Source organism: Acinetobacter sp. 25-47-122 (genome assembly GCF_056779695.1).
This window is the reverse complement of sequence record NZ_JBWYIJ010000014.1, coordinates 1-24,247: the sequence shown is the minus strand read 5'-3', so window position 1 is coordinate 24,247 and position 24,247 is coordinate 1. Positions and strand designations below refer to the sequence as shown.

Annotated in this window: 23 protein-coding genes; 12 read left to right on the top strand and 11 right to left on the bottom strand. The window is 39.5% G+C overall.

Annotated elements, in window-relative coordinates; genetic code table 11:
• Positions 1–19: 19 nt before the first annotated feature.
• From AC1M9P_RS12785 to AC1M9P_RS12775, 3 genes are read left to right on the top strand one after another with little or no spacing between them, the layout of a single operon-like run.
• On the top strand, positions 20–466 hold the full coding sequence (locus AC1M9P_RS12785; RefSeq protein ID WP_481587845.1) for a tripartite tricarboxylate transporter TctB family protein: 447 nt from the start codon (positions 20–22) through the stop codon (positions 464–466).
• A gap of 12 nt (positions 467–478) precedes the next feature.
• Complete coding sequence (locus AC1M9P_RS12780; protein ID WP_481587844.1) at positions 479–1,981, top strand: tripartite tricarboxylate transporter permease; 1,503 nt, start codon at positions 479–481, stop codon at positions 1,979–1,981.
• Positions 1,982–2,028: 47 nt separating this feature from the next.
• Entirely contained in the window at positions 2,029–3,060 is a 1,032-nt protein-coding gene (locus tag AC1M9P_RS12775) for an AbrB family transcriptional regulator (protein ID WP_481587843.1), read from the top strand.
• Between the two features lie 609 nt (positions 3,061–3,669).
• Here AC1M9P_RS12775 and AC1M9P_RS12770 read toward each other — a convergent pair.
• The 4 genes from AC1M9P_RS12770 to AC1M9P_RS12755 form a co-directional block, all read right to left on the bottom strand.
• Positions 3,670–4,389: a PqiC family protein gene (locus AC1M9P_RS12770; RefSeq protein ID WP_481587842.1), complete on the bottom strand. Its 720-nt coding sequence runs from the start codon at positions 4,387–4,389 to the stop codon at positions 3,670–3,672.
• Positions 4,376–6,025 carry a PqiB family protein gene (locus AC1M9P_RS12765; RefSeq protein ID WP_481587841.1) on the bottom strand — a complete coding sequence of 550 codons (1,650 nt, stop codon included), beginning with the start codon at positions 6,023–6,025 and terminating at the stop codon, positions 4,376–4,378. Before AC1M9P_RS12765 ends, AC1M9P_RS12770 begins: the two co-directional genes overlap by 14 nt.
• Positions 6,026–6,118: 93 nt before the next feature.
• Entirely contained in the window at positions 6,119–6,853 is a 735-nt protein-coding gene (locus AC1M9P_RS12760) for a paraquat-inducible protein A (RefSeq protein ID WP_092768280.1), read from the bottom strand.
• 35 nt (positions 6,854–6,888) lie between these two features.
• Positions 6,889–7,521 carry a paraquat-inducible protein A gene (locus tag AC1M9P_RS12755; protein WP_228143131.1) on the bottom strand — a complete coding sequence of 211 codons (633 nt, stop codon included), beginning with the start codon at positions 7,519–7,521 and terminating at the stop codon, positions 6,889–6,891.
• 423 nt (positions 7,522–7,944) lie between these two features.
• Here AC1M9P_RS12755 and AC1M9P_RS12750 point away from each other — a divergent pair, with 423 nt between their 5' ends.
• From AC1M9P_RS12750 to AC1M9P_RS12720, 7 genes are read left to right on the top strand one after another with little or no spacing between them, the layout of a single operon-like run.
• Positions 7,945–8,919, top strand: a complete 975-nt coding sequence (locus tag AC1M9P_RS12750) for an acyl-CoA desaturase (RefSeq protein WP_481587840.1) — start codon at positions 7,945–7,947, stop codon at positions 8,917–8,919.
• Complete coding sequence (locus AC1M9P_RS12745; protein WP_481587839.1) at positions 8,916–10,202, top strand: NAD(P)/FAD-dependent oxidoreductase; 1,287 nt, start codon at positions 8,916–8,918, stop codon at positions 10,200–10,202. The genes AC1M9P_RS12750 and AC1M9P_RS12745 overlap by 4 nt, the downstream gene beginning before the upstream one ends.
• An 8-nt stretch (positions 10,203–10,210) precedes the next feature.
• Positions 10,211–10,999 carry a DUF1365 domain-containing protein gene (locus AC1M9P_RS12740; protein WP_481587838.1) on the top strand — a complete coding sequence of 263 codons (789 nt, stop codon included), beginning with the start codon at positions 10,211–10,213 and terminating at the stop codon, positions 10,997–10,999.
• A 1-nt stretch (position 11,000) separates the two neighbouring features.
• Entirely contained in the window at positions 11,001–12,197 is a 1,197-nt protein-coding gene (locus AC1M9P_RS12735; RefSeq protein WP_481587837.1) for a class I SAM-dependent methyltransferase, read from the top strand.
• Between the two features lie 20 nt (positions 12,198–12,217).
• Positions 12,218–12,997 (top strand): DUF1295 domain-containing protein, encoded by a 780-nt coding sequence (locus AC1M9P_RS12730; RefSeq protein WP_035269401.1) that lies wholly within the window; start codon positions 12,218–12,220, stop codon positions 12,995–12,997.
• Positions 12,998–13,005: 8 nt separating this feature from the next.
• A complete protein-coding gene (locus tag AC1M9P_RS12725; protein WP_481587836.1) occupies positions 13,006–14,055 on the top strand; it encodes an SAM-dependent methyltransferase in 1,050 nt (349 codons plus the stop codon).
• Positions 14,056–14,099: 44 nt separating this feature from the next.
• Positions 14,100–15,443: a sensor histidine kinase gene (locus AC1M9P_RS12720; protein WP_180000506.1), complete on the top strand. Its 1,344-nt coding sequence runs from the start codon at positions 14,100–14,102 to the stop codon at positions 15,441–15,443.
• A 49-nt stretch (positions 15,444–15,492) separates the two neighbouring features.
• Here the strand turns inward: AC1M9P_RS12720 and AC1M9P_RS12715 are convergent, their stop codons facing one another.
• The 6 genes from AC1M9P_RS12715 to AC1M9P_RS12690 all read right to left on the bottom strand — a co-directional run bounded on the left by AC1M9P_RS12715 (position 15,493) and on the right by AC1M9P_RS12690 (position 21,227).
• Positions 15,493–16,176, bottom strand: a complete 684-nt coding sequence (locus AC1M9P_RS12715; protein WP_481587835.1) for a response regulator transcription factor — start codon at positions 16,174–16,176, stop codon at positions 15,493–15,495.
• Between the two features lie 10 nt (positions 16,177–16,186).
• Positions 16,187–16,687 carry a chalcone isomerase family protein gene (locus tag AC1M9P_RS12710; RefSeq protein ID WP_481587834.1) on the bottom strand — a complete coding sequence of 167 codons (501 nt, stop codon included), beginning with the start codon at positions 16,685–16,687 and terminating at the stop codon, positions 16,187–16,189.
• Entirely contained in the window at positions 16,657–17,235 is a 579-nt protein-coding gene (locus tag AC1M9P_RS12705) for a nuclear transport factor 2 family protein (protein WP_481587833.1), read from the bottom strand. Before AC1M9P_RS12705 ends, AC1M9P_RS12710 begins: the two co-directional genes overlap by 31 nt.
• A gap of 140 nt (positions 17,236–17,375) precedes the next feature.
• Positions 17,376–18,641, bottom strand: a complete 1,266-nt coding sequence (locus AC1M9P_RS12700; RefSeq protein ID WP_481587832.1) for an OprD family outer membrane porin — start codon at positions 18,639–18,641, stop codon at positions 17,376–17,378.
• Positions 18,642–18,705: 64 nt separating this feature from the next.
• Positions 18,706–20,052, bottom strand: a complete 1,347-nt coding sequence (locus tag AC1M9P_RS12695; RefSeq protein WP_481587831.1) for an MFS transporter — start codon at positions 20,050–20,052, stop codon at positions 18,706–18,708.
• A gap of 365 nt (positions 20,053–20,417) precedes the next feature.
• Positions 20,418–21,227, bottom strand: coding sequence for an IclR family transcriptional regulator domain-containing protein (locus tag AC1M9P_RS12690; protein WP_180000496.1), 810 nt, complete (start codon positions 21,225–21,227; stop codon positions 20,418–20,420).
• Between the two features lie 155 nt (positions 21,228–21,382).
• Between AC1M9P_RS12690 and pobA the strand changes: the two genes are divergently transcribed.
• Positions 21,383–22,573, top strand: coding sequence for a 4-hydroxybenzoate 3-monooxygenase (gene pobA, locus AC1M9P_RS12685; RefSeq protein ID WP_481587830.1), 1,191 nt, complete (start codon positions 21,383–21,385; stop codon positions 22,571–22,573).
• Positions 22,574–22,650: 77 nt separating this feature from the next.
• Here the strand turns inward: pobA and pcaU are convergent, their stop codons facing one another.
• A complete protein-coding gene (gene pcaU, locus AC1M9P_RS12680; RefSeq protein WP_481587829.1) occupies positions 22,651–23,475 on the bottom strand; it encodes an IclR family transcriptional regulator PcaU in 825 nt (274 codons plus the stop codon).
• Between the two features lie 272 nt (positions 23,476–23,747).
• Here pcaU and AC1M9P_RS12675 point away from each other — a divergent pair.
• A partial coding sequence (locus tag AC1M9P_RS12675; protein WP_481587828.1) for a 3-oxoacid CoA-transferase subunit A occupies positions 23,748–24,247 on the top strand: 500 nt, incomplete at its 3' end.

Here is a 24,247-nt window from a genome sequence, read left to right as displayed (position 1 = left end):
GTTTTTGTTTAGAGGGAAGATGATGAAATCTGAACGCATTCTTACAGCCATCATTTCAGTTATTGGATTGGGATTATTGATCTACGCGTGCAATTTTGAAGCACCGATTTCTTATGATCCTGTTGGGCCGAAAGCCTTTCCAATTCTTTTGATGGGGTTGATCACTTTTAGTGCTGTTTATCTAACTGTTCGTCCAGCCATTATGTTTGAGCCTGTAGAGCTGGGCTGGACCAAACATTTGCTCGGTAAATTAGTACTGTGTGCTGTCGCACTCACCATTTACGCGATGATTTTCGAATTCTTTGGTTTTGTCATTGCAACACTGCTCATGACGATTGCACTGGGTAAATTATTTGGCGGGAAAACCATTGCGACTGTGATCACAGGGATTGTGCTGAGTTTAAGTACCTATTATCTCTTTGATCGCGTACTTGATGTTCCATTACCACTTGGATTCTTTGGTTAAGGATAACACCCCATGGATGTATTAAATTTTCTCATGATGGGTTTTGAGGTTGCACTTCAGCCTCAGAATCTATTAATTGCCTTTATTGGTGCGTTTATTGGAACGGTGGTCGGTCTTTTACCGGGTTTAGGTCCAATTAATGGCGTCGCGATCCTGTTACCGTTTGCTTATGCCTTAGGTTTACCTGTAGATAGCGCACTGATTTTATTAGCAGCAGTATATTTAGGCTGTGAGTACGGCGGTCGTATCTCCGCAATTTTGCTGAATGTACCTGGAGATGCTGGTGCGATTATGACCACTTTAGATGGTTACCCGCTAGCACAGCAAGGTAAAGCGGGTATTGCACTTTCTTTGTCCTCTATTAGTTCTTTTATTGGTAGTACGATTGCATTTATCGGGATCGTATTATTTGCTCCAATTTTAGCACGTTGGGCGGTGTCTTTCGGTCCTGCAGAATACTTTGCACTCATGGTATTTGCGATTGTGTGTTTGACAGGTCTAGTCAGTACACAACCGTTTAAAACCCTCATTATGGCTTTAATGGGTTTAGCACTTTCAACTGTTGGGATGGATGCGATTACAGGTGTTTATCGTTTTACCTTTGATAGTGTTGGTCTGAGTGATGGTATTGCGTTTACTACAGTTGTTATTGGTCTGTTTAGTATCAGTGAAATCTTACTTTTACTTGAGCGTACTACGCTAGGAAAAGTTGTTTTAGAACAGGGTAAGCGTTCTTTATTTAACTTTAAAGAATTCATGAGTACATTAGCGACCATGATTCGTGGTTCATTGTTGGGCTTCTTCTCAGGAATTTTACCAGGTGCGGGTGCGAGTGTTGCCAGTGCAATGGCGTATACTACTGAACGTAAAATGGCGAGTGATGGCAGTAAATTTGGTAAAGGGGATCTACGTGGTCTGGCTGCACCTGAAAGTGCCAATAATGCAGCAGCGTGTGGCTCTTTTGTGCCAATGTTGACGCTGGGTGTGCCAGGTTCGGGTACGACTGCTGTGATGATGGGTGCATTAACCATGTATAACATCACACCTGGCCCTCAACTGTTTGCTGAACAGCCAACGTTGGTTTGGGCGCTGATTGCATCACTGATGGTGGGTAATATCATTCTACTGGTATTGAACTTACCATTGGTAGGCTTCTTTGCACGATTACTCAGTATTCCGAGTTATATTTTAATTCCTATTATTGCAACTGTAAGTTTCGTTGGTGTTTACGCAATTCATAGCACGATATTTGACTTATTGCTGTGTATGGGTTTGGGGATCATTGGCTATATCTTACGTAAGTTTGATTTCCCACTTGCACCACTCATTTTAGGTTTTGTATTGGGTGAATTGATGGAATCGAATTTGCGTCGTGCATTATCGATTTCTCAAGGTGAACTCAGCATCCTGTGGAGTAGTGGTATTAGCATCGGTCTGTGGATCATGTCGGCATTGCTTTTAATCCTTCCTTTTGTACGTAAGTACTTATTCATCAAAAAGCAAAAAACAATCTAATCCAAACATGAAGGTCAACGCTATGTTGACCTTCATTGGTGAAGAATATGGAAAACATAAAATCGAATGCCAAAGGATTGGCAATTGCATTGTTAGGTGCATGGCTTGGAATACTCGTTGGTCTCCCATTGCCCTGGCTATTAGGTCCACTTCTCATCACGCTCATCATTGGTAGTTTTGGTATTTCGAATCCATGTCATGTTCGTTGGCGTCAAACTGGGCAAGTGATTATTGGAATGGCTTTGGGACTTTATTTTACCCCTGCACTTATGAATGCCTTATCAATTTATTGGGTATTTATTTTCATTGGAATTTTATGGTCCATGGTGCTGAATCTGCTTTTAGCCACGTTGCAGTATCGTTTTAACCACTTGGATTGGTCAACGGCATGGTTTGCATCAGCGATTGGTAGTGCCAGTGAAATGGTCAATATTGCAGAAAAGTATCAAGCGCAGGTCGATAAAGTTGCAGCGACACATAGCTTAAGAATTGTGATTTTGGTGGTGTTAGTCCCCATTTTTATGAGCCTTTATTTGGGGGTTGATTGGAAAACGTCTTCTGTGACTGTGCAATATTTTGATGTGGTTTCTACACTTTTAATTTTTGTTATAGCTTTATTGGTTGCCAAGTTATTTGATTATTTCAATGTCCTGAATGCTTGGATTTTAGGTCCGATTTTAATTATTGGTTTGCTGTCTTATCTCGGTGTACTTGAGCATAGCTTACCGCATTGGCTGATTGCTTTGGGGCAGCTGTGTATTGGTTGGTCTTTGGGCAGTAAATTCCCATTTAGCTTTTTAAAAGACAGTCAGCGATTTCTCGTTTTGACCATTTTATTTAATGTGCTGGCACTGATCCTTTCAATTTTATTTGTACTTGAACTGATTCAACTTATTTCTGTAGATGAAAAAGTTTTACTGCTCGGGCTTTCTCCAGGTGGCATTGCTGAAATGTCTTTGATGGCAAAAGTTTTGGGCTTGTCTGTTCCGATTATTGTGGCATTTCAATTATCACGCTTGATATTTGTCATCCTCACAACACGTTTTTTCTATCGTTTAAGTCAAAAATTATTTTTTTAAATATGGTGAGATTTAATTGCCGGAGTGCGTATGAATATTAGTGTCTAAGAAAGAATTTCTTATGCAGACAATTTGTATAGAGTCAAAAGAGATTGATGATTTTTAAAACTCATTCAAAACCAAGATGGGGAAATATGTCTTGAAACTATCAAAAATAATCCTCCAGCTTTAAAATAAGCACAATATCAAAAGGAAGCCATGTGTTTAATGACAGTTTCAAACTGTGGCGACCTACTCAAATATGTACATCAGCGCACTACCCTCATTTGTTTGGAAGCCTTAAAGATGAAGGCTTAGCGATTCGGTATATTGATCAGACGAGTGCTGAAATTCTGAGATCGGCAATGAAAAAGAAATCATACGTGATTCAGTACTTAACAAAACATTCTCCCATCATTTAGTAGGAGGTGATACGATTCAATCCTAAGGTGGGGAGAAATCTTCAACATCATGAGGCCCATTTTGGGGAACAATTAGTTGAATCAAATCTATAAGTCATTGACTATTTAAAGGATCCATCTCAATACGTCATAGATCTTGCTTAATCCTTTAGATCTAAAAAGACATGATTTTTTTAAAATAAAAAATCAGTTTGTGATCGATATATGCTTAACTACATACCGCACCAGTAATCGGCTGATTCCTATTTTCTAAGTGCTTGACTGAACTTGCAATACTGATTGAAAGTTGATCAATGGCTTTTTGCGAAACAGTGACTAAAGTATTTAAGTCTTTAGATTTTTGTGGAATTTCTTCATAAAAACTCATCCGACAACTGAGTTGATGATGTTTAGGTAATGTTTGAGCGTTTTTGGGTGTAGATAAGGGGCGATTGGGATCATCATATCTTAAAGTCCAAGTCGTATTCATGAGTATAAAGCGTTGCTGATTTGATTTTTCGATGAAATCAAAGTTAGAAAAATCTAAGGCAATTCGATAAGCTGCTTGTCCACCAGTCATACCACTATTATAACGATCCACTGCACCTAATGTTTGCTGTAAACGCGCAGAAACAGCATCTCTCAATTCAGCCGACAAAGTAGAAGTCCAACGATCATCGAACAATACTTTAGCCTGCCCATTTTCTTGTTGAATCACCAAGGGAATTCGGTTTAAACGATCAGATAATCCAACAGGAAGCACCTCAATCATCCTCACTTTTTGATTTGACGAAGATGATGTTAGCGTTTGAGTGCTCAATGAATAGAACTTAGGCGTAGGGGATGAAGAGCACCCACTGACGATGAGTGCAAACAAACCAACACTCAAGCTTGAAAGGACTTTTAGGTAGCAGCGTTGCTGAGTTTTCAATAATTTATTCTCTGTCATCTTTCTTCGGCTCCGCTGTTTTTCCACGAATCAGTGACTCAGGATTTTGTTCTATTTGATCTGCCATCAACTGTAATGAAGCTGCGGCACGGGTAATTTGTTGTAAAGCACGACGTAGATCTTGTTGTAATGGTGCATCACTTGCCAAGATGGTTTCAGAAGACTGAACTGTTTTACGAACATCATCCAAGGTGGCTTGTAAATTAGGCGCAACTTTGCCATCAAGTTGATCGACCAAACTTTTTGAAGATCGTATAGTTTTGTCTAAGTTTGCCAAGGTTTGACGAACGTCCTGACCAATTTCAACCAATGGAAATTTAGATACATTATCGGCGATTTGGGACACTTGTGCTTGAAGGCCTTTTAATTCTGTTGGAGTTGTTGGAACTTCAACTACACCATCATTTCGACGGATTGCGGTGGCATATTTAGCTTTAGGGAAAAGATCAAAGCTAATGTAGTTTTGACCTGTAAGTAAATTGCCAGTCCGCATTTGTGCTCGCCAACCACGCTCAACAAATTGTTTGAATACTGTACCTTGCGGGTCCAACTCATGACCACCAGCAATACGTGAAGGATAAACTTCTGCATCAACACGCATTCGAATTTGCGAGTGATTATTGTAGAACTCAGTGTTGATTTTTTTCACAGTACCGACTTCGACACCCATGAAATCAATTGGAGCTCCTACTGATAAACCTCGCAATGACTCATTGAAATACATTACGATCCGTCTTGGATTAAGATCAGGCTCTTTAAGCGCAAGCTTTTCAGAGTCAAATAATTCAAATTTCATTTTATTCGGAGCAGGAGCTGCATCAGAATCTTCAGGATAACCAAATGCGATCCCTCCCGAAATGATGCTTGCCAAAGATTGTGTGTTTAAACTAAAGCCCGAAGCATTCAAATTGACATCTACACCACTGGCTTGCCAGAAACGCGCATCCGTGGTGACAAATTTATCATAAGGTGACTTAATGAAAGTTTGAAGTTCAACGCTTTTTCCATCATCAGCCAGTTGGTAAGAGGTCACTTGTCCAACGTTGATTCTTCGATAATAAATAGGTGAGCCGAAATCGAGCGAACCTAAATCTTGTGCCTTTAAGAAAAAGATTTTTCCGGGAACATCGGAAGTCACGACGGGTGGAGTTTCTAGCCCTTTAAATGAAGTGGTTTTGACATCTGATTTACCGCCATCCACTTCAATATATGCACCAGAAAGTAAAGTATCGATACCTGAAACCCCACTTGCACCGATACGTGGTCTCACTACCCAAAAACGTGAATCTTCCGTAGCAAAATTACTGGCATCTTTCCGAAGTTCAATTTTAGCAATGATATGAGACCGATCTTCCGAAAGGTCGATTTCGCGTACTAGACCCACATTGACTTGACGATAACGAACTGTAGTTTTGCCAGCTTCAATGCCTTCTGCAGTCCTAAAAGAAACCTCAATAATAGGACCAGTATTCAAATACGCCTTGAGAGCTAATGATAATGCAATGAGTAATGCCACAATTGGAATAATCCAAATGAGAGAAGGTTTCCATTTGCTACGTTTCTTATCAGGTACACCGACCTTACTCAGAACTTGTTCATCATGAGGATGACCATTACTCGATTGGTTTTCTGACATAGTTATTGATCTTATTAAATCGTAATGTGTTTGTTGTTCGTACGCTTCATCATATGAAGATCAAGCAAGAAGTGAAAGGGTTTTATGTAAATCTCAATGTTCTGTAGCGTCATTTTTTTTCTCATGTTGACTCAGGATTGAAACGTAATAGTTGTCCCAAATGATTCTAGGATCAAAACTCAGTGAGGCTAACATGGTCAAAACCACAACTGCACCAAAAGCGACTGCACCTGTGCCTGCTAAAATAGTTGCCAATGACTGAATTTGGATCAGTGCTGCGAGCATGGCGACAACGAAAACATCAATCATTGACCAACGGCCAATAAACTCCACGACTCTATACATGATCGAGCAATGCTTCGGTGAGAGGTGAATTTTTTTTGAGGCTTGTAAATGAACAGCACTAAGCAGGAGAGCAAGGATGACCAATTTCAGTAGTGGAATAAATATACTGGCGATAAAAATAACGGACGAAACGAAATAGTCACCACTTTTCCAAAAATAAATGACTCCACTCATAATCGTGTCTTGTTGACGACCAAGAATAGATTCTGTAATCGTCATCGGTAAAACATTGGCTGGTATATAAAGGATACTTGCTGCAATTAAATAAGCTAAAGTTCGTTCTAAACTTCGGGTTTTACGGGTATGTAATGGGCTATCACAACGAGTACAGCGGGATTTTCGTGCTTGTTCCATGGCAGACAACGACGTCATGCGGTTGAGTGTTCCACAGCAATGACAAAGTGTGAGCTCAAGATCAATTGCACGCGGTGCAAGCGTTTCTAATGAGACAAGTTTCTGCACAAGGTGTGGCGAATGCTTCATCTGATCGGGTTGATTCGTATGAGTGGAAGTAATGGTCATGAGATTTGATTTCCATCAATTACATTCCATAGATCCTTGATTTTGATTGATACTAAATAGACCAACAAAACACTTAAAATGGCAAATGCCCATAAGGCAATTCCAGGAATCACAACCACCATTCCCACTAATTTCACTAAGGTGACTAAAACGCCGATCAGAAAGACTTCAACCATTCCCCAAGCTCTCAATTGAAATAGTGACCGTAATGCGAGTTTAAGTGATGCATACTGTTGGGTTGCAATAACATTTTTATTGAACATGGCCATCAAAAGAATATATCCCATCAGAAGTAAGTAGGCCAAAGGGACAACAAAAGTGGTCATCAGAATAAGAAAGCCTACAAAAGCACGATCTGCCTCGAACATTGCCCAAGCCGCACCCAATAATGTGGTTTCTGAATAAATGCCTTGGAGTTCAACTTTGACAATTGAAAAACTATTGGCAATCGCAAAGATAATTAACGCAGTACAGACTAAGGCCAACAGTGTGTTAAATGTTGGAATTTTACGATAGAGCTCGGAACCGCAAGCCGAACAATAGGCACGTTCATTCTTATATAAATCGGATTTACGAAAGAGCGTATCGCACTCTTCACAAGCAACATAATTTTGATTGATTTGCACCATTCTTAAATCAGGGTCGCGTTTAGAATCCGATACAGTTTCTACATTCGTTTCAGACATCGTTGTCTCAACTTTTTCATCAATATTCTTGGTTTTTTATTTCTCCCTATAGTTTATATCGAGATTCAATAGGTTTGCCTATGATTATTTTGTTGAATCGAGATACATACCTTTTTGGTTTGGTTTATCAGTGTGCAGTCATGTAACTCAACGAGGGTATAAAAGGGGTTGAAGTGCTCATTGATCAGCATTTGTGTAGTCAAAATGAGGGTGAGTTAAGTTTATATGATGAAATTAAATTAATATTAAATTCAATGATTCAGCGTGAAATTCAAGATACAGCGTGTGCTTCACATAAACTTCATATATCAAGAACTACACTTTATTTAAATCATAAAGATCGATTGCTTAGTTTGGGATGACTGTATGTTGAAAAGCCTCATGCAATGGCTGGATAGTTGGTCCGTAAGCGTACCACATGAAGCATTGACCTCTGAGAGTAAACAGATTCAATGGCTCAGAATAATTCCTTTTATCCTACTGCATCTTGCTTGTCTGGCAGTGTTTTGGGTCGGGTTTTCTTGGTTTGCTTTTGCATTTATGTTGTTTTTTTATTTTATTCGCATGTTCGCAATCACGGCTTTTTTTCATCGTTATTTGTCACACAAAACTTTTCAGACTTCGAGATGGCTGCAATTTATCTTTATTTTAATTGGCACAATGAGTGCGCAGCGTGGACCATTATGGTGGGCAGCACATCATCGATATCATCATCGTTATACAGATACTCCTCGAGACCCACATTCATCAACGCATGGATTTTGGTATAGCCATGTTGGTTGGTTTTTAAATGAATATAATTTTTCAACGCGTAAAAGTGTCATTAAAGATTGGCTGAAGTTTCCGGAGCTGATTTGGTTAGATCGTTTTAGTTTGATGATCGTCTTAATAACGGCTATCGGAATTTATGGTCTTGGGGAATGGGTTGCCTTGATGTGGCCGCATTGGGGAACCAGTGGTTTACAGTTATTGGTATGGGGAGGCGCAATTTCTACTGTTCTGCTTATTCATGCCACATTGTGCATTAACTCACTGGCTCACCATTATGGAAGCCGAGATTTTGAGACGAATGATCATAGTCGCAACAACTTATTTTTATCTCTGATTACACTTGGTGAAGGCTGGCACAATAATCATCATTTTTATGCTGGAAGTACGCGCCAAGGGTTCTATTGGTGGCAGATCGATGTGACCTATTACATCTTAAAATTTATGTCATGGTTTGGCTTGGTTTGGGGAATGAAACCCATACCAGCTCGAGTTTATGAAGCAAGTAAAATTACGCGTTCGAAAAAGGCAAAACTCCAACATTCTCAAGTTCAGTCAAAGGAATCAAGATGAAAATTGCAATTATTGGATCGGGTATTTCAGGACTTTATGCAGCTTGGAAGTTGAGTAAGTTGCATGAGGTGACCGTATTTGAAAAGAATAATTATTTTGGGGGACATACTGATACTCATCAATTAAAGATCGATGGTGAGCAAGTTGCAGTGGATAGCGGATTCATTGTTTTTAATGAACACAACTATCCTTTATTTTGTGAGATGTTGAAGGAGCTTGGTGTACCAGCTCAAAGCAGCGATATGGGGTTTTCAGTTAATAATCAGGTCACAGGACTGCAATATAACCCTTCCAAGAAATTCTCATTATTGTTCAAACCACAGAATTTTTTAAAGACCCGCTTTAGAGCGATGCTGTCCGATTTATTCAGATTTTATGCAGCAAATAAAGATCTGGATGTGGATGAGACCGACCCGCATTACACTATTGAGCAATATCTCAACGAGCATGGATACTCGGATGCGTTTAGGCAAGAGCATCTCTATCCGATGTGTGGTGCATTATGGTCATGCCCAGTAGAGCAAGCAGGTCAAATTCCATATAAATTTGTAGTCAGTTTTTTTCAACATCATCGTATGTTGCAACTCAAAGATCGACCACAATGGTTAACCGTAAAAGGCGGGTCTTCTAGATATATCCGTGCAATTCAAACTCAAGCAAAGCATATTCAGTTTAAAAAAGTAGAAGTGAAGTCAGTCAAGCGCTCAGCAAATGACGTGAGTATTGAAACGGTACAGGGAATTGAACGGTTTGATTGGGTAGTATTTGCAAGTCATGCAGATGACACACTGAAGTTGCTCGCTGAACCGACAGTTAAAGAAATAGAAATATTAGAAAATTTTCAGTATCAAGACAATCATATGGTGGTGCACTCAGATACTAGCATTATGCCAAAATCAAAACGTCAGTGGGCGAGTTGGCATGTGCATGTCACACCGAATAGGGCGGGTCAAGTCACTCCATTTCAGCAAAGTAGTGTCCATTATGGATTTAGTTACTGGATGAATCAGCTACAAAATTTGAAATGTGAAACTCAGATTTTTGCGACATTAAATCCTAATTTTGATTTAGATCCAAACAAAGTCTGGGTTCAGCGTAACTATCGTCATCCTGTATTTAATGCGGAAGCTATTGCAGCTCAGTCAAGATGGTCTGAAATAAACGGTTTAAATCGGACCTATTTTTGTGGTGCTTATTGGGGATGGGGCTTTCATGAAGATGGTGCAAGAAGTGCGTCATGGGTGGTTGAAGCCTTATTAAATTCATCAAATCAAGCCGCTTAGGAGTACTTATGCAGCTGTATCCGCTTGCAATTGCAGTTGCTGACATTCGTCATCGCCGTTACTTGCCTAAGCCTTATGCCTTTCAGAGTCAGCTGACGTATTTGTGGTTTGATCCAGAACAGCTCAAACACTTCGCGCAAACTTCGATACTTTGGTCAACGAAAAAATGGAACTTGCTGAGCCTCAATCCTGATGACTTCTTGGCAAACTATCAAGGCACGATTCGAGAGAAGGTTCTGCATGTATTGGAAGAGCATACCTTAGAAGAACAGATACAGATCGCTGAAATTCGGGTGTTGGCTTTGCCGCGCACGCTTGGCTTCAGATTTAATTCGGTGGTTTTTTATTTTCTATTTAATGCCCAGCAAAAATTACAGTTCATTCTCAGTGAAATCACCAATACACCCTGGTTAGAAAGACAGGTATATGTTCACGATTGTCGCACCGGGGGGGAGCAGCATTCCGAATATACCAGCTTCCACTTCCAGTTTGACAAAGCTTTTCACGTGTCACCCTTCATGCCAATGGATCTGAAGTATCAATGGACATTTAGTTTGGCTGAAAAACAAAATTATGTGCTTATGCAATTGTTTAAAGAGGAAAAATTACAATTTGATGCATCGATGCGTTTTGAGTTAACTCCCATCACACTTCCTTCACAACTTCATCGCTATGCTGTTTTTAAACTATTTGAGCCGATCAAGATGGTTGCAGGTATTTATTATCATGCCTTTAAGCTTTGGATAAATAGAGTTCCATTTTATCGGCATCCCAATAAAACGAAGGATAAGCTGTGATATGAAATCATTGTTAATGGGAGAGCAATCTTCACTACCGCTGGTATTACGTCATTTACTGAAATTAAAACACGGCCAAATTCATTTTAAAGGGATTTGGGAGGGTTCAGTCGGTGAGGTGAGTGATCTAGACGCAGTGATTGAGGTCCATGATGCAAAGTTGATGGATCTACTTTTTCGTCAGGGGGTTCTTGGTGCAGCTGAAGGTTTCATTCAAGGATATTGGACGACACCAGATTTAGTGAAGATTGTGCGAATTCTTGCGAGAAATCGCGATATTTTAGATCGTATGAACCAAAGTGCCTTAGCAAAGGCGAGTCAACTCTTGCTCAAAACTTGGTATGCATCGCGTAAAAACTCATTGGAAGGTAGTCGCAAAAATATTGCTGAGCATTATGATTTAAGTAATGACTTTTTTAAGTTATTTCTTGATCCGAGCATGATGTACTCCAGCGCGGTATTCAAAGATCAATCTATGACTTTGGAACAAGCATCCGATTATAAAAAAGAAATCATATGCCAAAAATTGAAACTTCAACCGATGGATCATTTGGTTGAAATTGGCAGTGGATGGGGTGGTTTTGCGATCTATGCTGCGCAAAACTATGGTTGTAAAGTGACTACTATTACCATTTCTCAAGCTCAATATGACGAAGCTAAAGCTAGAATTGACGCTGCGGGTCTGTCTCATCGTGTTGAAGTTAAATTAAAAGATTATCGTTTACTTGAAGGTAAATTCGATAAATTGGTTTCAATTGAAATGATTGAAGCCGTTGGTGCTCAATATCTATCGACATATTTTGAAAAGTGTAGACAGCTGTTAAAACCTAATGGTTTGGCGCTTATTCAAGCCATCACCATTGAAGATGCCCGATATGAAAAGGCATTGAGTACGGTCGATTACATCAAAAGATACATTTTCCCAGGTAGTTTTATTCCTTGTATCAGCGTGATGACCAACGTTGCATCAGAACAAAAATTACGTCTAAAGCATCTTGAAGATATTGGTTTAAGTTATGCACAAACGATTCACTGCTGGCGTGAACGTTTTCTAGAACAGCGTGAGCAAGTTTTAGCACTGGGCTTTGATGAAAACTTTATTCGCATGTGGGATTTTTATTTATGTTATTGCGAAGGAGGTTTTCTCGAAGGCGTCATTAGTGATGTGCATTTATTGTTTGAAGCAAGTCCATACTAAATCAGTGAGAGGACATCTCGATGTTGCTCAATTTATTTGTGATGAATGTTTTCCTGATGCTTTGTGCATGGATTTGGGTGACATTTAATCATCGTGCAGGTTTGGTCGATGTCATTTGGAGCTTTGGAATAGCCTTAAATGTCCTCATCGCAGCAAATGTAATGAATGAAGCCCCTACATCTGTTCGCATTTTTCTAGCGATCGCGAGTGGTCTTTGGTTTCTCCGTTTAGCATGGCATTTATTCAGAAGATATATCCGAGAAGATGCTGAGGACACGCGTTATGCCAATATGCGCCGTGCGATGGGAGACTTTCAACATTTAGGTTTTCTTCTGTTCTTTTTATTTCAGGCTGGGTTGATCTCCTTATTCTCATATCCAATGATCAAATTGCTCAGTATACCTGCGATGCAGTGGAGTAACTCGACAGAACTGCTGCTGCTGATTTCAGGATTAATCATGCTGGTTGCATTTATTGGTGAGGCACTCGCAGATCATCAGTTGTATCAATTTAAATTAAACCCGAATAATCGTGGCAAAACGATGGATCAAGGGTTATGGAAATATTCACGCCATCCGAATTACTTTTTTGAATGGATACATTGGTTTGCTTATCCAATCTTAGGTATAGCGGCGGGAACGCCTTGGTTGTGGATCTATCCGGTGTTGATGTGGCTCTTTTTGTACTACATCACGGGTATTCCATTTAGTGAACAGCAAGCGCTCAAAAATCGTGGTGCAAACTACAAGATGTACCAACAAAAAACATCAATGTTTCTTCCTTGGCCACCGAAAAAGTAGGTAATTACATGGATTCAATCGTTCAACAATCGTTAAAACTCATTGAAAGTGGCAAAGTTCCAGATCAAGTGATTCGTCTTGGTATCCAAGCACTTTGCAAAAAACGTCTTGAGCAAGAAGGTCGTTTTGACCCTGTATTCGCTTCACAGCGTTATATGGATGTATTAAGAGACTTGAAAAAAAGTGAAATCGCGATTGATACAGACAAGGCAAATGAACAACATTATGAATTGCCTACAGCATTTTTTCAGGCCGTGTTGGGCAAGCGTTTAAAGTACAGTGCCAGTTTATTCCATGATGCTAAAACCAGTTTAGATCAAGCTGAGGAAACTGCCCTGCAGGTCTACTGTGAACGTGCGCAATTACAAGATGGTCAGGACATCTTAGAAATAGGCTGTGGTTGGGGATCACTCAGTTTGTATATGGCAGAGCATTATCCAAATGCCAACATTACGGTAGTATCAAACTCCAATACTCAACGTCTTCACATTCAACAACAAGCCAAAGAAAAGCAATTTAACAATTTGACAGTCATCACCTGTGATGTAAATCAACTCGAGTTGGAGCAAAACTCTTTTGATCGTGTTGTATCCGTTGAAATGTTTGAGCATGTTCGAAACTATCAGCGATTATTTGCCAATATTAGCCAATGGCTCAAAGCAGATGGTTTATTGTGGTGTCATATTTTCTGCCATCGATTTATTCACTATCCATTTGAAGTTAAAAATGATTATGACTGGATGTCTAAATATTTTTTTACAGGCGGTTTAATGCCTGCTGTTTCGACTTTCCTGCACTTTCAGGATCATTTACAGTTAGAAAACCAATGGCAATGGTCTGGACAACAGTATGAACATACAGCCAATGCATGGTTAAATAATATGGACCAAAAAAAGGACTTACTTAAACCACTATTTAAGCAAACTTATGGTCAAGATGCGGAAATCTGGTGGCAACGTTGGAGAATCTTTTTCATGGCTTGTGCAGAACTGTTTGGTTATGACAAAGGTCGTGAGTGGGTGATTGGCCATTATTTGTTTAAGAAGCGAGCTGTTTGAAGTTCAAACTAAGCTTAGCGATAAGGTGAAGAGGGTACATGTCCATGATGAGGCTATTTAGGGATAAACGCGATCATCCTTTGGGTGAGGTGTTTAACCGCTATTATTGGCTACAAATTGGTCTTATTGCCTTATCTATTGTGATTGGGATTGGTTGCAGTGCTTGGGTCATTAAAGGAACATTGCTGACCACAGCGCTCGAACAGGAGATGGAGCATTACTGGCAGCGTATGGAGCGTAATCCAGAAGCTGCTTTACCCGACACTAAAAATTTATATGGATATCGTTGGTCCGATGACGAATTAGCCCCCTCTGAATTTCGTAATTTAAAACTCCAATCGGGTGTGCATCGACACTATATCGATGGTAAAGACCGGATGACGGTTTACGGGACACGCAATGGTGAACACGTTTTTTTAGTGTTTGGTGAAAGCAATGTTAATAAGCTCATTTGGCTGTTTGGTTTAGCGCCACTCATGGTCAGCTTATTTTTGCTATACAGTGTGCTGTGGTGGTGGAATCGCCGTGCACGCCGCTATTTTTCGCCTATCACACGCTTAGCCAATGCACTCGAACATATTGATTGGGAACATCAGAATAATCGAGCATCACCATTTAAAGAAATTAAAACAGACTCTAATTTGGAGGCTGAATATCTCAAGCAAGCACTTGAAAAGTATCATCAAGTTTTAAGCGAATTCATCCAGCGTGAAAGAGAGTTTACTGGCGATGTTAGTCATGAACTTCGAACACCACTCACAATATTGAAGGGCAATGTACAACTTTGTCAGGCCCGTTATGGTGATAACAAATCCTTTACTCGATTGCAAAACACAATCGAAGATATGCAGTTATTGGTTGATACGCTTTTGGCCATTGCTCGAAATACCACAAGCAATTTACAAAGTGAAAAAATACGCTTATCAGAACTGCTTCAAGATGTTGTGAGCGACTTGAATAGTGTCAGTTTGGCTAAAGGAATGAGTATCGATTTAAACATCGAAGTTGATGAGGTCAAACGTCATTTATATCCATCGATGACGAAAATGGTATTCAGCAATATTTTAAGAAATGCATTGAATTACTCTCAAGGTACAAGCATTAATGTCATTCTCGAAAAAAATAAAGTGTTGGTCGCAGATAATGGTATCGGGATTGATTTACCGAATAACTCTAAGGTGCAAGAGTTAACGAATCAGCAGCTGCAACTCGATATCAAAGGTCATGGTATCGGGCTACAACTGGTTCAAAAATTATGTAAACAACTTGGCTGGAGAGTAGAGTTATTTGATCGTGAATACTATTTGATGACTCATCCAAAAGTTGACTTGTCACTCAGTTCAGGACTGATTGTGGTCGTTTACTTGAATGATCAGCCTCCAAAATAGTGTATTTGGGGGAATTTGATCTGAAGTGTGAATTCAGTAGTAACTAGTTTTATTCCACTGCGATCTTTAGACCTACCCCTGAAACGGTGTGTATTAATTTTTGTTCAAAGGGCTTATCGACCATTTTTCTTAAATTATAGATATGGCTTCTGAGCGCATCGCTTTCTGGTTCTTCATCCCCCCATAACTCAAGCATGATCTCCTGTTTAGTGAGCACTTTAGGTGAGTTTCGCATGAGTAATTTTAAAAGTTTGAATTGAATAGGTGGCAGTTCGATCATTTGACCTGCACGTGTGATTTGCTGTAAAGCAGGGTCTAATGTGAGATCGTGAATTATGATTTGGCTGTTAGATACTTCTCCTAATGAGCGTTTGATCAGTGCACGAACACGATAAACCAATTCATTAAAATCAAATGGTTTCACTAAATAATCATCTGTACCAGCTCGGAAACCTTTTAATTTATCATCCAAAGTATCACGAGCAGTCAGCATCAGTACTGGGAGGTCGAGTCCTTGTTCGTTGCGAAGCCATTCACACAGGTCATACCCTGTACCGTCAGGTAAATTAATATCTAACAGTAGAATATGATAAGGATGTTGTTTAAGCAGTTGACGTGCCACATCCAAATTACGCGCATGATCAACCACAAAATTATGCTCTTCTAAAAATTCACATAATGTAGAAGCAAGTTCGTAATGATCTTCGACCATTAAAATAAAATGTTTAGTCATGTCGACACGATTAGTCCAATAATTGCTTTTTTAAAGTATCACTAAATGGAGACGAACCCAGCCAAATTTTAAAATAATCATTGGCATCCATGTATTGAATTTTACCCAAAATTTTTTGATTTAGACTCAAAGTTAAAGTCTGGGTCGTATGGGTATAGCTTAGACTGTAAATATCACCAGATCGAACGGGTTGATACAATTGTGTGATCTGGTCAAGCTGTTTCAACGTATTGGCTTGTTTGACATTTCGTTTGAGAAAGTGCGTTGCAGCCTTTTTAAAAGCCCATTCTGGAATATTTTGAGTATAAGCAAAGTCCATGCGAATATCTTGATTCTTCCAAGTGCTTTGACAATTTTGAGCGAAATAAGTTGCTTTACCGACATTTTTTTGTCCGACTTTGAGGTCTCCTTGACCACACTCACGCACACTTTGTGCATGCGCGAGTGGTAAGAAGAATAGACTCAAAGCAGAGAGGGCCATTATTGCGATTTTTTGAAAGGTAATAACCATGCGTATAACCCTCCAGCATATGGTAGTGAGCGAAATAAGCCATCAGCTGGGTCCCAAAAGTCTTGCTGGAACACAATTTTGTCTTGCTCATTGAGTTTTATTTCACTAATTCCATGTGATTCCATGCTTCGAGTCGTGCCGAAGATTTTAAAATCATATGCCATACGCCAATGCACATAGGCTGAGTCGTCAAAATGTGATGTGTTGAGCAATTTGACTGAAACATTACTGACACGGTTATTCATGCCTTTGAAATGTTCGACTAGATTTTCACGCTTACTAAATTGTGAAAGTGTGTCATTGATATATAAACTGTCAGCATACAGATTGCTTGCTCGGTTAGTGAATTCAGGTGTACCTAAAGTATTGAATGCACTGGTAAAACGAACCCCTATATCTTGAGCTTTGGCAGGCGTCATGGTGATGCCTTGAACTATCGATCTTGCTTGAGCATAATCATCAGAGTAACTTGGAATGCTTGCACAGCCTGATAAAAAGAGTAGAGGAAGGCTCAATGTCGCAGCCACAATTTTTTTGACGTGTTTCATGATCTCAATCCACTAATTTATTCTTATTTTTTAATCTACTGGCAATCTTGTGAAATGGATGTGAAATTAAAATATGAGCTGTGATCGATGAAAGGTATTTGTGTTAAAGGGAGTTCCGTTGAACTCCCTTTAACTTTGTTTTATTTAAATTTCCAAGTGTAATCAATGTTGACACGCATTTCGTCATCCGACTTAAATGCCATACCTACTGGTGGGATATCGTTACGGTAGCGACTATAACGTGTACGAATATTTAAACCTTCGAGTTTACCCGTTGGAACACGATAGCTGAGTTCAAAATCAAGAGCATCTTGTTCAAACGTCTGATTCTCGGTGTTACGAATTTCAATATCATCGCCTTTACTATAGCGAGTCATAAACTTTAGACCTTTCAATGAAGTGTCTTTAAAGTCATAGTCATAGCGTGCGTGATAGACTTTTTCATTAATGTTGGTGAAATCAGCACTCATACTATCTAAGAACACTGCTGGCTCTGAACCCGCTAAGGTCGGAAGAGCTGTATCACCAAAAGACTGCATATAGCCCAAACTGAAAGTATGATTGTTACGGTTAAGCCCAAAAATACCGCTCAAATGTTGATTTTCAATATGTCCTGCACGAGCTTGACCTGAGTCTTCACTCACAAACAGGCGTACATCCCCTAATAAATGCCCAATACCTATATCATGTTTGCTTTTTGCACCAATGAAATTTTGGTGATAAACATCATGAAGGTTGGCATGAAAGAGTTGCGCACTAATTTGATCGTTAAATTTATATTCAGCACCAAGCATGTGTAAGCCAGATGATTCGGCAGCAGTCTTAAATCGATTATTAGGATTGCCAACTCTAATTTTTTCATAATCTGTTGAATCACGTTGATTCACACGATCCACATACAGGGCATGAATTTTCAAATTATCCACTTCATTGATTTGAAGATGTGTACCTCGATAATTTTGCTGGAATAAACGAGCTGGTGAAGAGAACAAAACAGGGAACATTGGTGCGAGTGTACCCCCATGTAAAGTCGATTTGCCCACTTTCGCTTTTGCCGTCCAGCGAATTTCTCCATACTGATCAGCTTTACCTGATGGACTGGTTGGCATTAATCCCGAAGCTGCATAATCGTCGGCATCACTGCCTAAAAGATTAAAACCTGCCAGTGCCATAATGTCTAAACCTAGTCCTAAGGTACCTGGTGTATAGCCTGAATTAGCTTTAAAGATAAAACCTTGAGCCCAGTCTTTCTGATCTTTACCTGATGCATCTTGTGTATATGCGCGATCAAAATAAAAATTACGAGCTGTTAGATTGACTGATGAATCGTCTATAAAAGAATTAGCTTGCGTTGTTGATAGAAATCCAGACGCAATTACCCCTAAAAAGATTGCAGAAAATCTCATTATTGTCCCTATATGAAAAGTGGAGCTAGACGTCTTGTCTAGCTCTAAAGTATTTAAAAAATGATTATGCAGATGTTGGTTGTTGGAAATGCAATTGTGCAGTTTCTTTATTTTTGAGTTTTGAAATGCTTAATACCATGATAATGGCTGCAACGAATGCCAACGCATAATAACCGTAAAGTACAAGTGATGAGATACCACTGTCGAGGAAAGCACCTGCAACTAGTGGAGACAAAATACCGCCTACACGACCAAAACCAATCGCATAACCTACACCAGTCGCACGAACATCAGCATCATAGATTGCAGGAGACATCGCATATAGACCTGCGACACATCCGTTTGACATCATGCCAAGGAATAAAGCGAGAATGAATGCGATCATGAGTGAACCAGTACTGTTCACAAATAACCAGATCAAGATTGCAGTTAAGGCAAGGAAAGCCGCTTGAACATAGTAAATACGGATACGTGAACTAATCAGACCTAACAGCGCAGCACCAAACATACCGCCAGCACTAATCAGGACACCTGCTGTTACACCTTGTTCAGTGGTCATCCCATTTGCAGATAAGATTTTTGGTGTCCAACTCATGACGAAGTAGAAACCAAACATAACGAAGAAGAAGCTAAACCAGATACAAATCGTTTGAAGTGCCAATTTAGGGCTGAACAAACGTGCCAAACCACTCTTTGCTTTTTCGCTGGTCATAGTGACCGTAGGAAGTTGCTGTAATGGGGTAATATTGATTTTCTTTGCTAAAACATTAATACGTTCTAGAGCATTTTTTGGCTGTTTAACCAAAAGGTAATCAAGTGATTCTGGTAAGGTGAAATAAGACACGACCAACATGAATAAAGTCGCTAAACCACCTGTTAAGAAGACTGCACGCCATCCGAAATTGCTGATAAGCGCAATTGCAATAATCCCACCAACGGTTGCACCAATCGCGTAACCTGTACATTGTAAGCTGACTGCGAGACTTCTCCAACGCAGAGAAGCGTACTCACTTGCAATAACATTACTACTTGCGAGAATACCGCCGATGCCTAAACCAGTCACAAAACGCATCATGCCAAGTTGCATTGCAGTCTGAGCAAATGATGCTGCAACCATACTTACTCCAGAGATAAGTAGGCAAAGTAAGATGAGTGGGCGGCGACCGATTTTGTCAGCCCAAGGTGCAAGAAATAGTGAGCCAGCACCCATACCAAATAAGCCAGCACTCAATAGTGCACCAAGTTCAGCGCCAGTCAGTCCCCACTCGGCAGAAACAGATGCAGCAGTAAAGGCCATGACAAGAACGTCAAAGCCATCAATAACATTTAATAAAATACAGATACCGATAACAAACCACTGAAACCCATTCATGGTCTTGTTATTCATTTCCTCACGCGGGTTCTGAACCATTTACTTTCTCCATGGAATAAGACCTCATTGAAAAGCACTACGTGTGGCATGTGATTACATGTCATAAACGTAGGCAGACTTCAGAAGTCATCCTAGTAATGTTTAAGGTGTTCATCGCAGTCAGAACCCGTCCATATTCTGGTATTGATGAAATAATCAACACGTCTGCAATGTGCATGAATTTAGCATTATTGGATCCAAATTCAAGCAAAAAAATATTAACTTAGATATATTTTAGATTAAATGGATCCATATTTGCGAAGAAGTACTTGAAAAATATACTAAAGTACTAGGGATTAAAAAAATGAACGCCTCAGTTAAAGAAAGGAAAAAAATCTTAAAAGTTCATTCGAATCTTCCGAATTTTATAAAATAGCGCGCAAATCATGAGCTACTTGTTTAAGCTGGGGCAAAATATTTTGGATTAAATATGTTTCTGTAATTCTGTGGCTGGATCCGATACAGTTGAGTGCGGCTACAGTATCACCTTGCATGTTGAGAATAGGGACAGCTAAAGCAATAATTCCCAATTCATGTTCTTCTGTAGAAATGCAATAGTCTTGTTTTTGAACAGTTGCAATAGTGTTTATAAACTTTTGATGATCTATGATGGTAAAAGGCGTTAATCTCTTGAGTGGATATTGTGCAAGCCATTGATTAAGTTCATCATGGCTCAATCTTGAGAGTAGTATTTTACCTGTTGAGGTGGCGTAGGCTGGAAGGCGATTACCTAGATGAATACCCAACGGACTCATTTTAGATGATTCGTTCTGTTGAGGAACACTTTTCGCAACAGGTACGACTTCATGTTCATCGAGTACCGTGACTGAATAGCTCAGTGCAGTTTTGATACTGAGTAAATTCAGCATAGGTTGAGCGACTTTTGGCAAATATGCAGAGCTTAGATAAGCACTTGAAAAGCGTAAAACTTTGTAGGTGAGCCAATAAAAATGTTCATCTGTGTCTAAATAACCTAAAAATTTTAAAGTTCTTAAATATCGTCGTGCTGCGCTACGACTCAATCCTGTACGTTCAGCAATTTGGGTGACATTTAATTTTTGTCGTTCAACACCAAAGCATTCTAATAGATTCAAACCTTTAGCAAGGCCTGCAATGTAATCATCATATTGAATTACTTCTTTATTTTTAGCATTTGAAATCAATTCATTGCGCATGATATTGCTCTGATTTACACCCTTTAATTCTGATATCTTGTCCGATGATCGGTCATTTGTCATTAAATTCGGTCGTATTTAGGGCTAAAGTCTAGTACCTCAGTTGGAATTTCATTAGGTTTTACAAAAGGAAAAAAATTGAGGGTGTTTGTAATATGGAAATTTTAAAAACCAAAGTCGCGATTATCGGTTCAGGTCCAGCAGGTTTATTACTCGGTCAACTGCTATATAAAGCGGGTATTGATCATATTTTAATTGAACAGCGTAGTGCTGAATATGTTGCCAGTCGTATCCGTGCTGGGATTTTAGAGCAAGTTTCAGTAGATTTATTGACTGAAGCTGGTGTAGATCAGCAACTCCGTGAAAAAGGGTTACCTCATCAGGGTATTGAAATTCTAACCAACGGTGAAAAGCATCGTGTTGATTTAACGCAGTTGACGGGTGGTAAACAAGTTACGGTATATGGTCAAACTGAAGTCACCAAAGATTTAATGCAGGCTCGCACAGCGGCTCAACTCACTTCATTCTATGAATCAACTAACGTTCAAGTACATGATTTCTACGGTCAACCAAGTGTTACTTTTGAGCATAATGGTCAGCAAGTAAAAGTTGAATGTGATTTTATCGCTGGTTGTGATGGGTACCATGGCGTGTGCCGTGCCAGTGTGCCAGAAGACAAAATTAAAACTTTTGAGAAAGTCTATCCATTTGGCTGGTTAGGGGTATTGGCAGATGTACCTCCTGTTGCGGATGAACTAATTTATGTCCAATCTGATCGTGGATTTGCATTATGCAGTATGCGTTCTAACACGAGAAGTCGCTATTATCTACAAGTACCGTTAACGGATAAAGTTGAAAATTGGTCAGATGAGCAATTTTGGGAAGAGTTAAAAAATCGTCTAGATCCTGAAAGCCGTGAAAAGCTTGTGACTGGTCCATCAATTGAGAAGAGTATTGCGCCATTACGTAGTTTTGTCACTGAACCAATGCGTTTTGGTAAAATGTTCTTGGCGGGTGATGCTGCTCATATTGTACCGCCAACAGGAGCTAAAGGTTTAAACCTCGCTGCATCTGATATTGCGTATCTTTCTCAAGCTCTCATTGAATATTATCAAACGGGTTCTGAGCAGGGGATTGAGCAGTATTCTGAAAATTGCTTAAAACGTGTATGGAAAGCAGAGCGTTTCTCTTGGTGGATGACTCATTTATTACATCGTTTTGAGACAGAAACCGAATTCGAGCATAAAATCAAACAAGCTGAATTAAGTTATATTCTTGGTTCAGAAGCAGGTCAAACTACGCTTGCTGAAAACTATGTTGGACTACCACTTCAAAAAGCGAGTTAATCCTCGAAGTTAAGTCTAATCCATTGGCTAATTTTTAGCGCACACCAAATTGCTCCACAATTTGGTGTGTTTTTTTATTAAACAAATTGTCTAAATTCAATCGAGGTTTGCTGTAATAAGGGCAGAATATACTGAATTAAATATTCCTTACTGGTTTTACCTGTCGGTGACACAATGTTCAATGCTGCGACAACATCAGCACGATGATTGTGAATAGGTACAGCCAAAGCATGTACGCCTAACTCATGTTCTTCAGCTGAGTAACAATATTCATCAGCTCTAACTTCTGCTAATAATTTTATAAATTTCTCATTATCGGTATACGTATATTTGGTGAGTGCTTTGAGTGGATATTTTTCCAACCATTCTTGTTGTGCTTCCTTGGATAAATAACTTAATAAAATTTTCCCTGCTGATGTCGCATGAGCGGGTAGTCGGTTACCTAAATGTAATCCATAAGGATTAACGCGATCAGTCTGTTGATGCGCTGCACTACGTGCAATCGTAATAGCTTCGTAGCCATCTAATACCATCACGGAATAAATGAGAGAGGTTTGCTGAGTAAGTAAATTCAACAATGGCTGAGCAATTTTAGGCAGCTGTGCACCACTTAAATATGCACCTGAAAATTTTAAAACTTTAGGTGTTAAATAATAGTAATGACCATCAAACTCTAAATAACCTAAATATTCTAAAGTCATTAAATGTCGCCTTGCAGCGGCTCGAGTCAACCCTGTTTTTTCTGCAGCCATGGTCACATTTAAACGGTGACGGTCATTTGCAAAACAATCCAAGATAGCAAGTCCTTTGCTGATACCTGCAATAAAGTCTTCATGACGAATCCACTTTTTATTATCTGGATTTTGAAGTTGTCTGTTCCTTGAGTCTGATTCTGTAGACACAGCATTTTCCTTGCTATTTTAAAAATTGAATTATTGATGCTGATTTAGAATCTTGAGCAATATACTCAAGATATTGTTCGATCATCGAACAAAAAATCTGTAAATCGTACAAAAACCTTTTTTCAAGGTAGCTCAAGCTTTTTAATTTATCAAGAATGGAATGACGGAATCCAAGCGATTTAGTTGCATATTTCAATCTCCGTCCAGATTGAAATTGCGCTAATCGTGGATTCCCCAAATATTAATATATGTTGTACAGAGGGAGTTGTTGGATGATCGATAAATCGTCACAGTCTTTAGTTGAAGCTTTATCCCAAATTAAAGACGGTTCAACCATTATGATTGGTGGGTTTGGTACTGCAGGTCAGCCTGCTGAACTCATCGATGGCTTAATTGAACTCGGTATTAAAGACTTAGTGATCGTCAACAACAACGCAGGTAATGGTGATTACGGCTTGGCTAAACTGTTACAAGCAGGCGCTGTACGTAAAATCATCTGTTCTTTTCCTCGTCAGTCTGACTCTTATGTCTTCGATGAACTCTACCGTGCAGGCAAAATCGAGTTAGAACTTGTACCGCAAGGCAACTTGGCTTGCCGTATTCAAGCGGCGGGTATGGGCTTAGGTCCAATCTACACACCAACAGGTTTTGGTACTTTGCTTGCTGAAGGCAAACCAACCATGAATTATGAAGGTAAAGACTACGTTTTAGAAAATCCAATTAAAGCTGACTTTGCGTTAATTAAAGCGCATAAGGGCGATCGCTGGGGGAA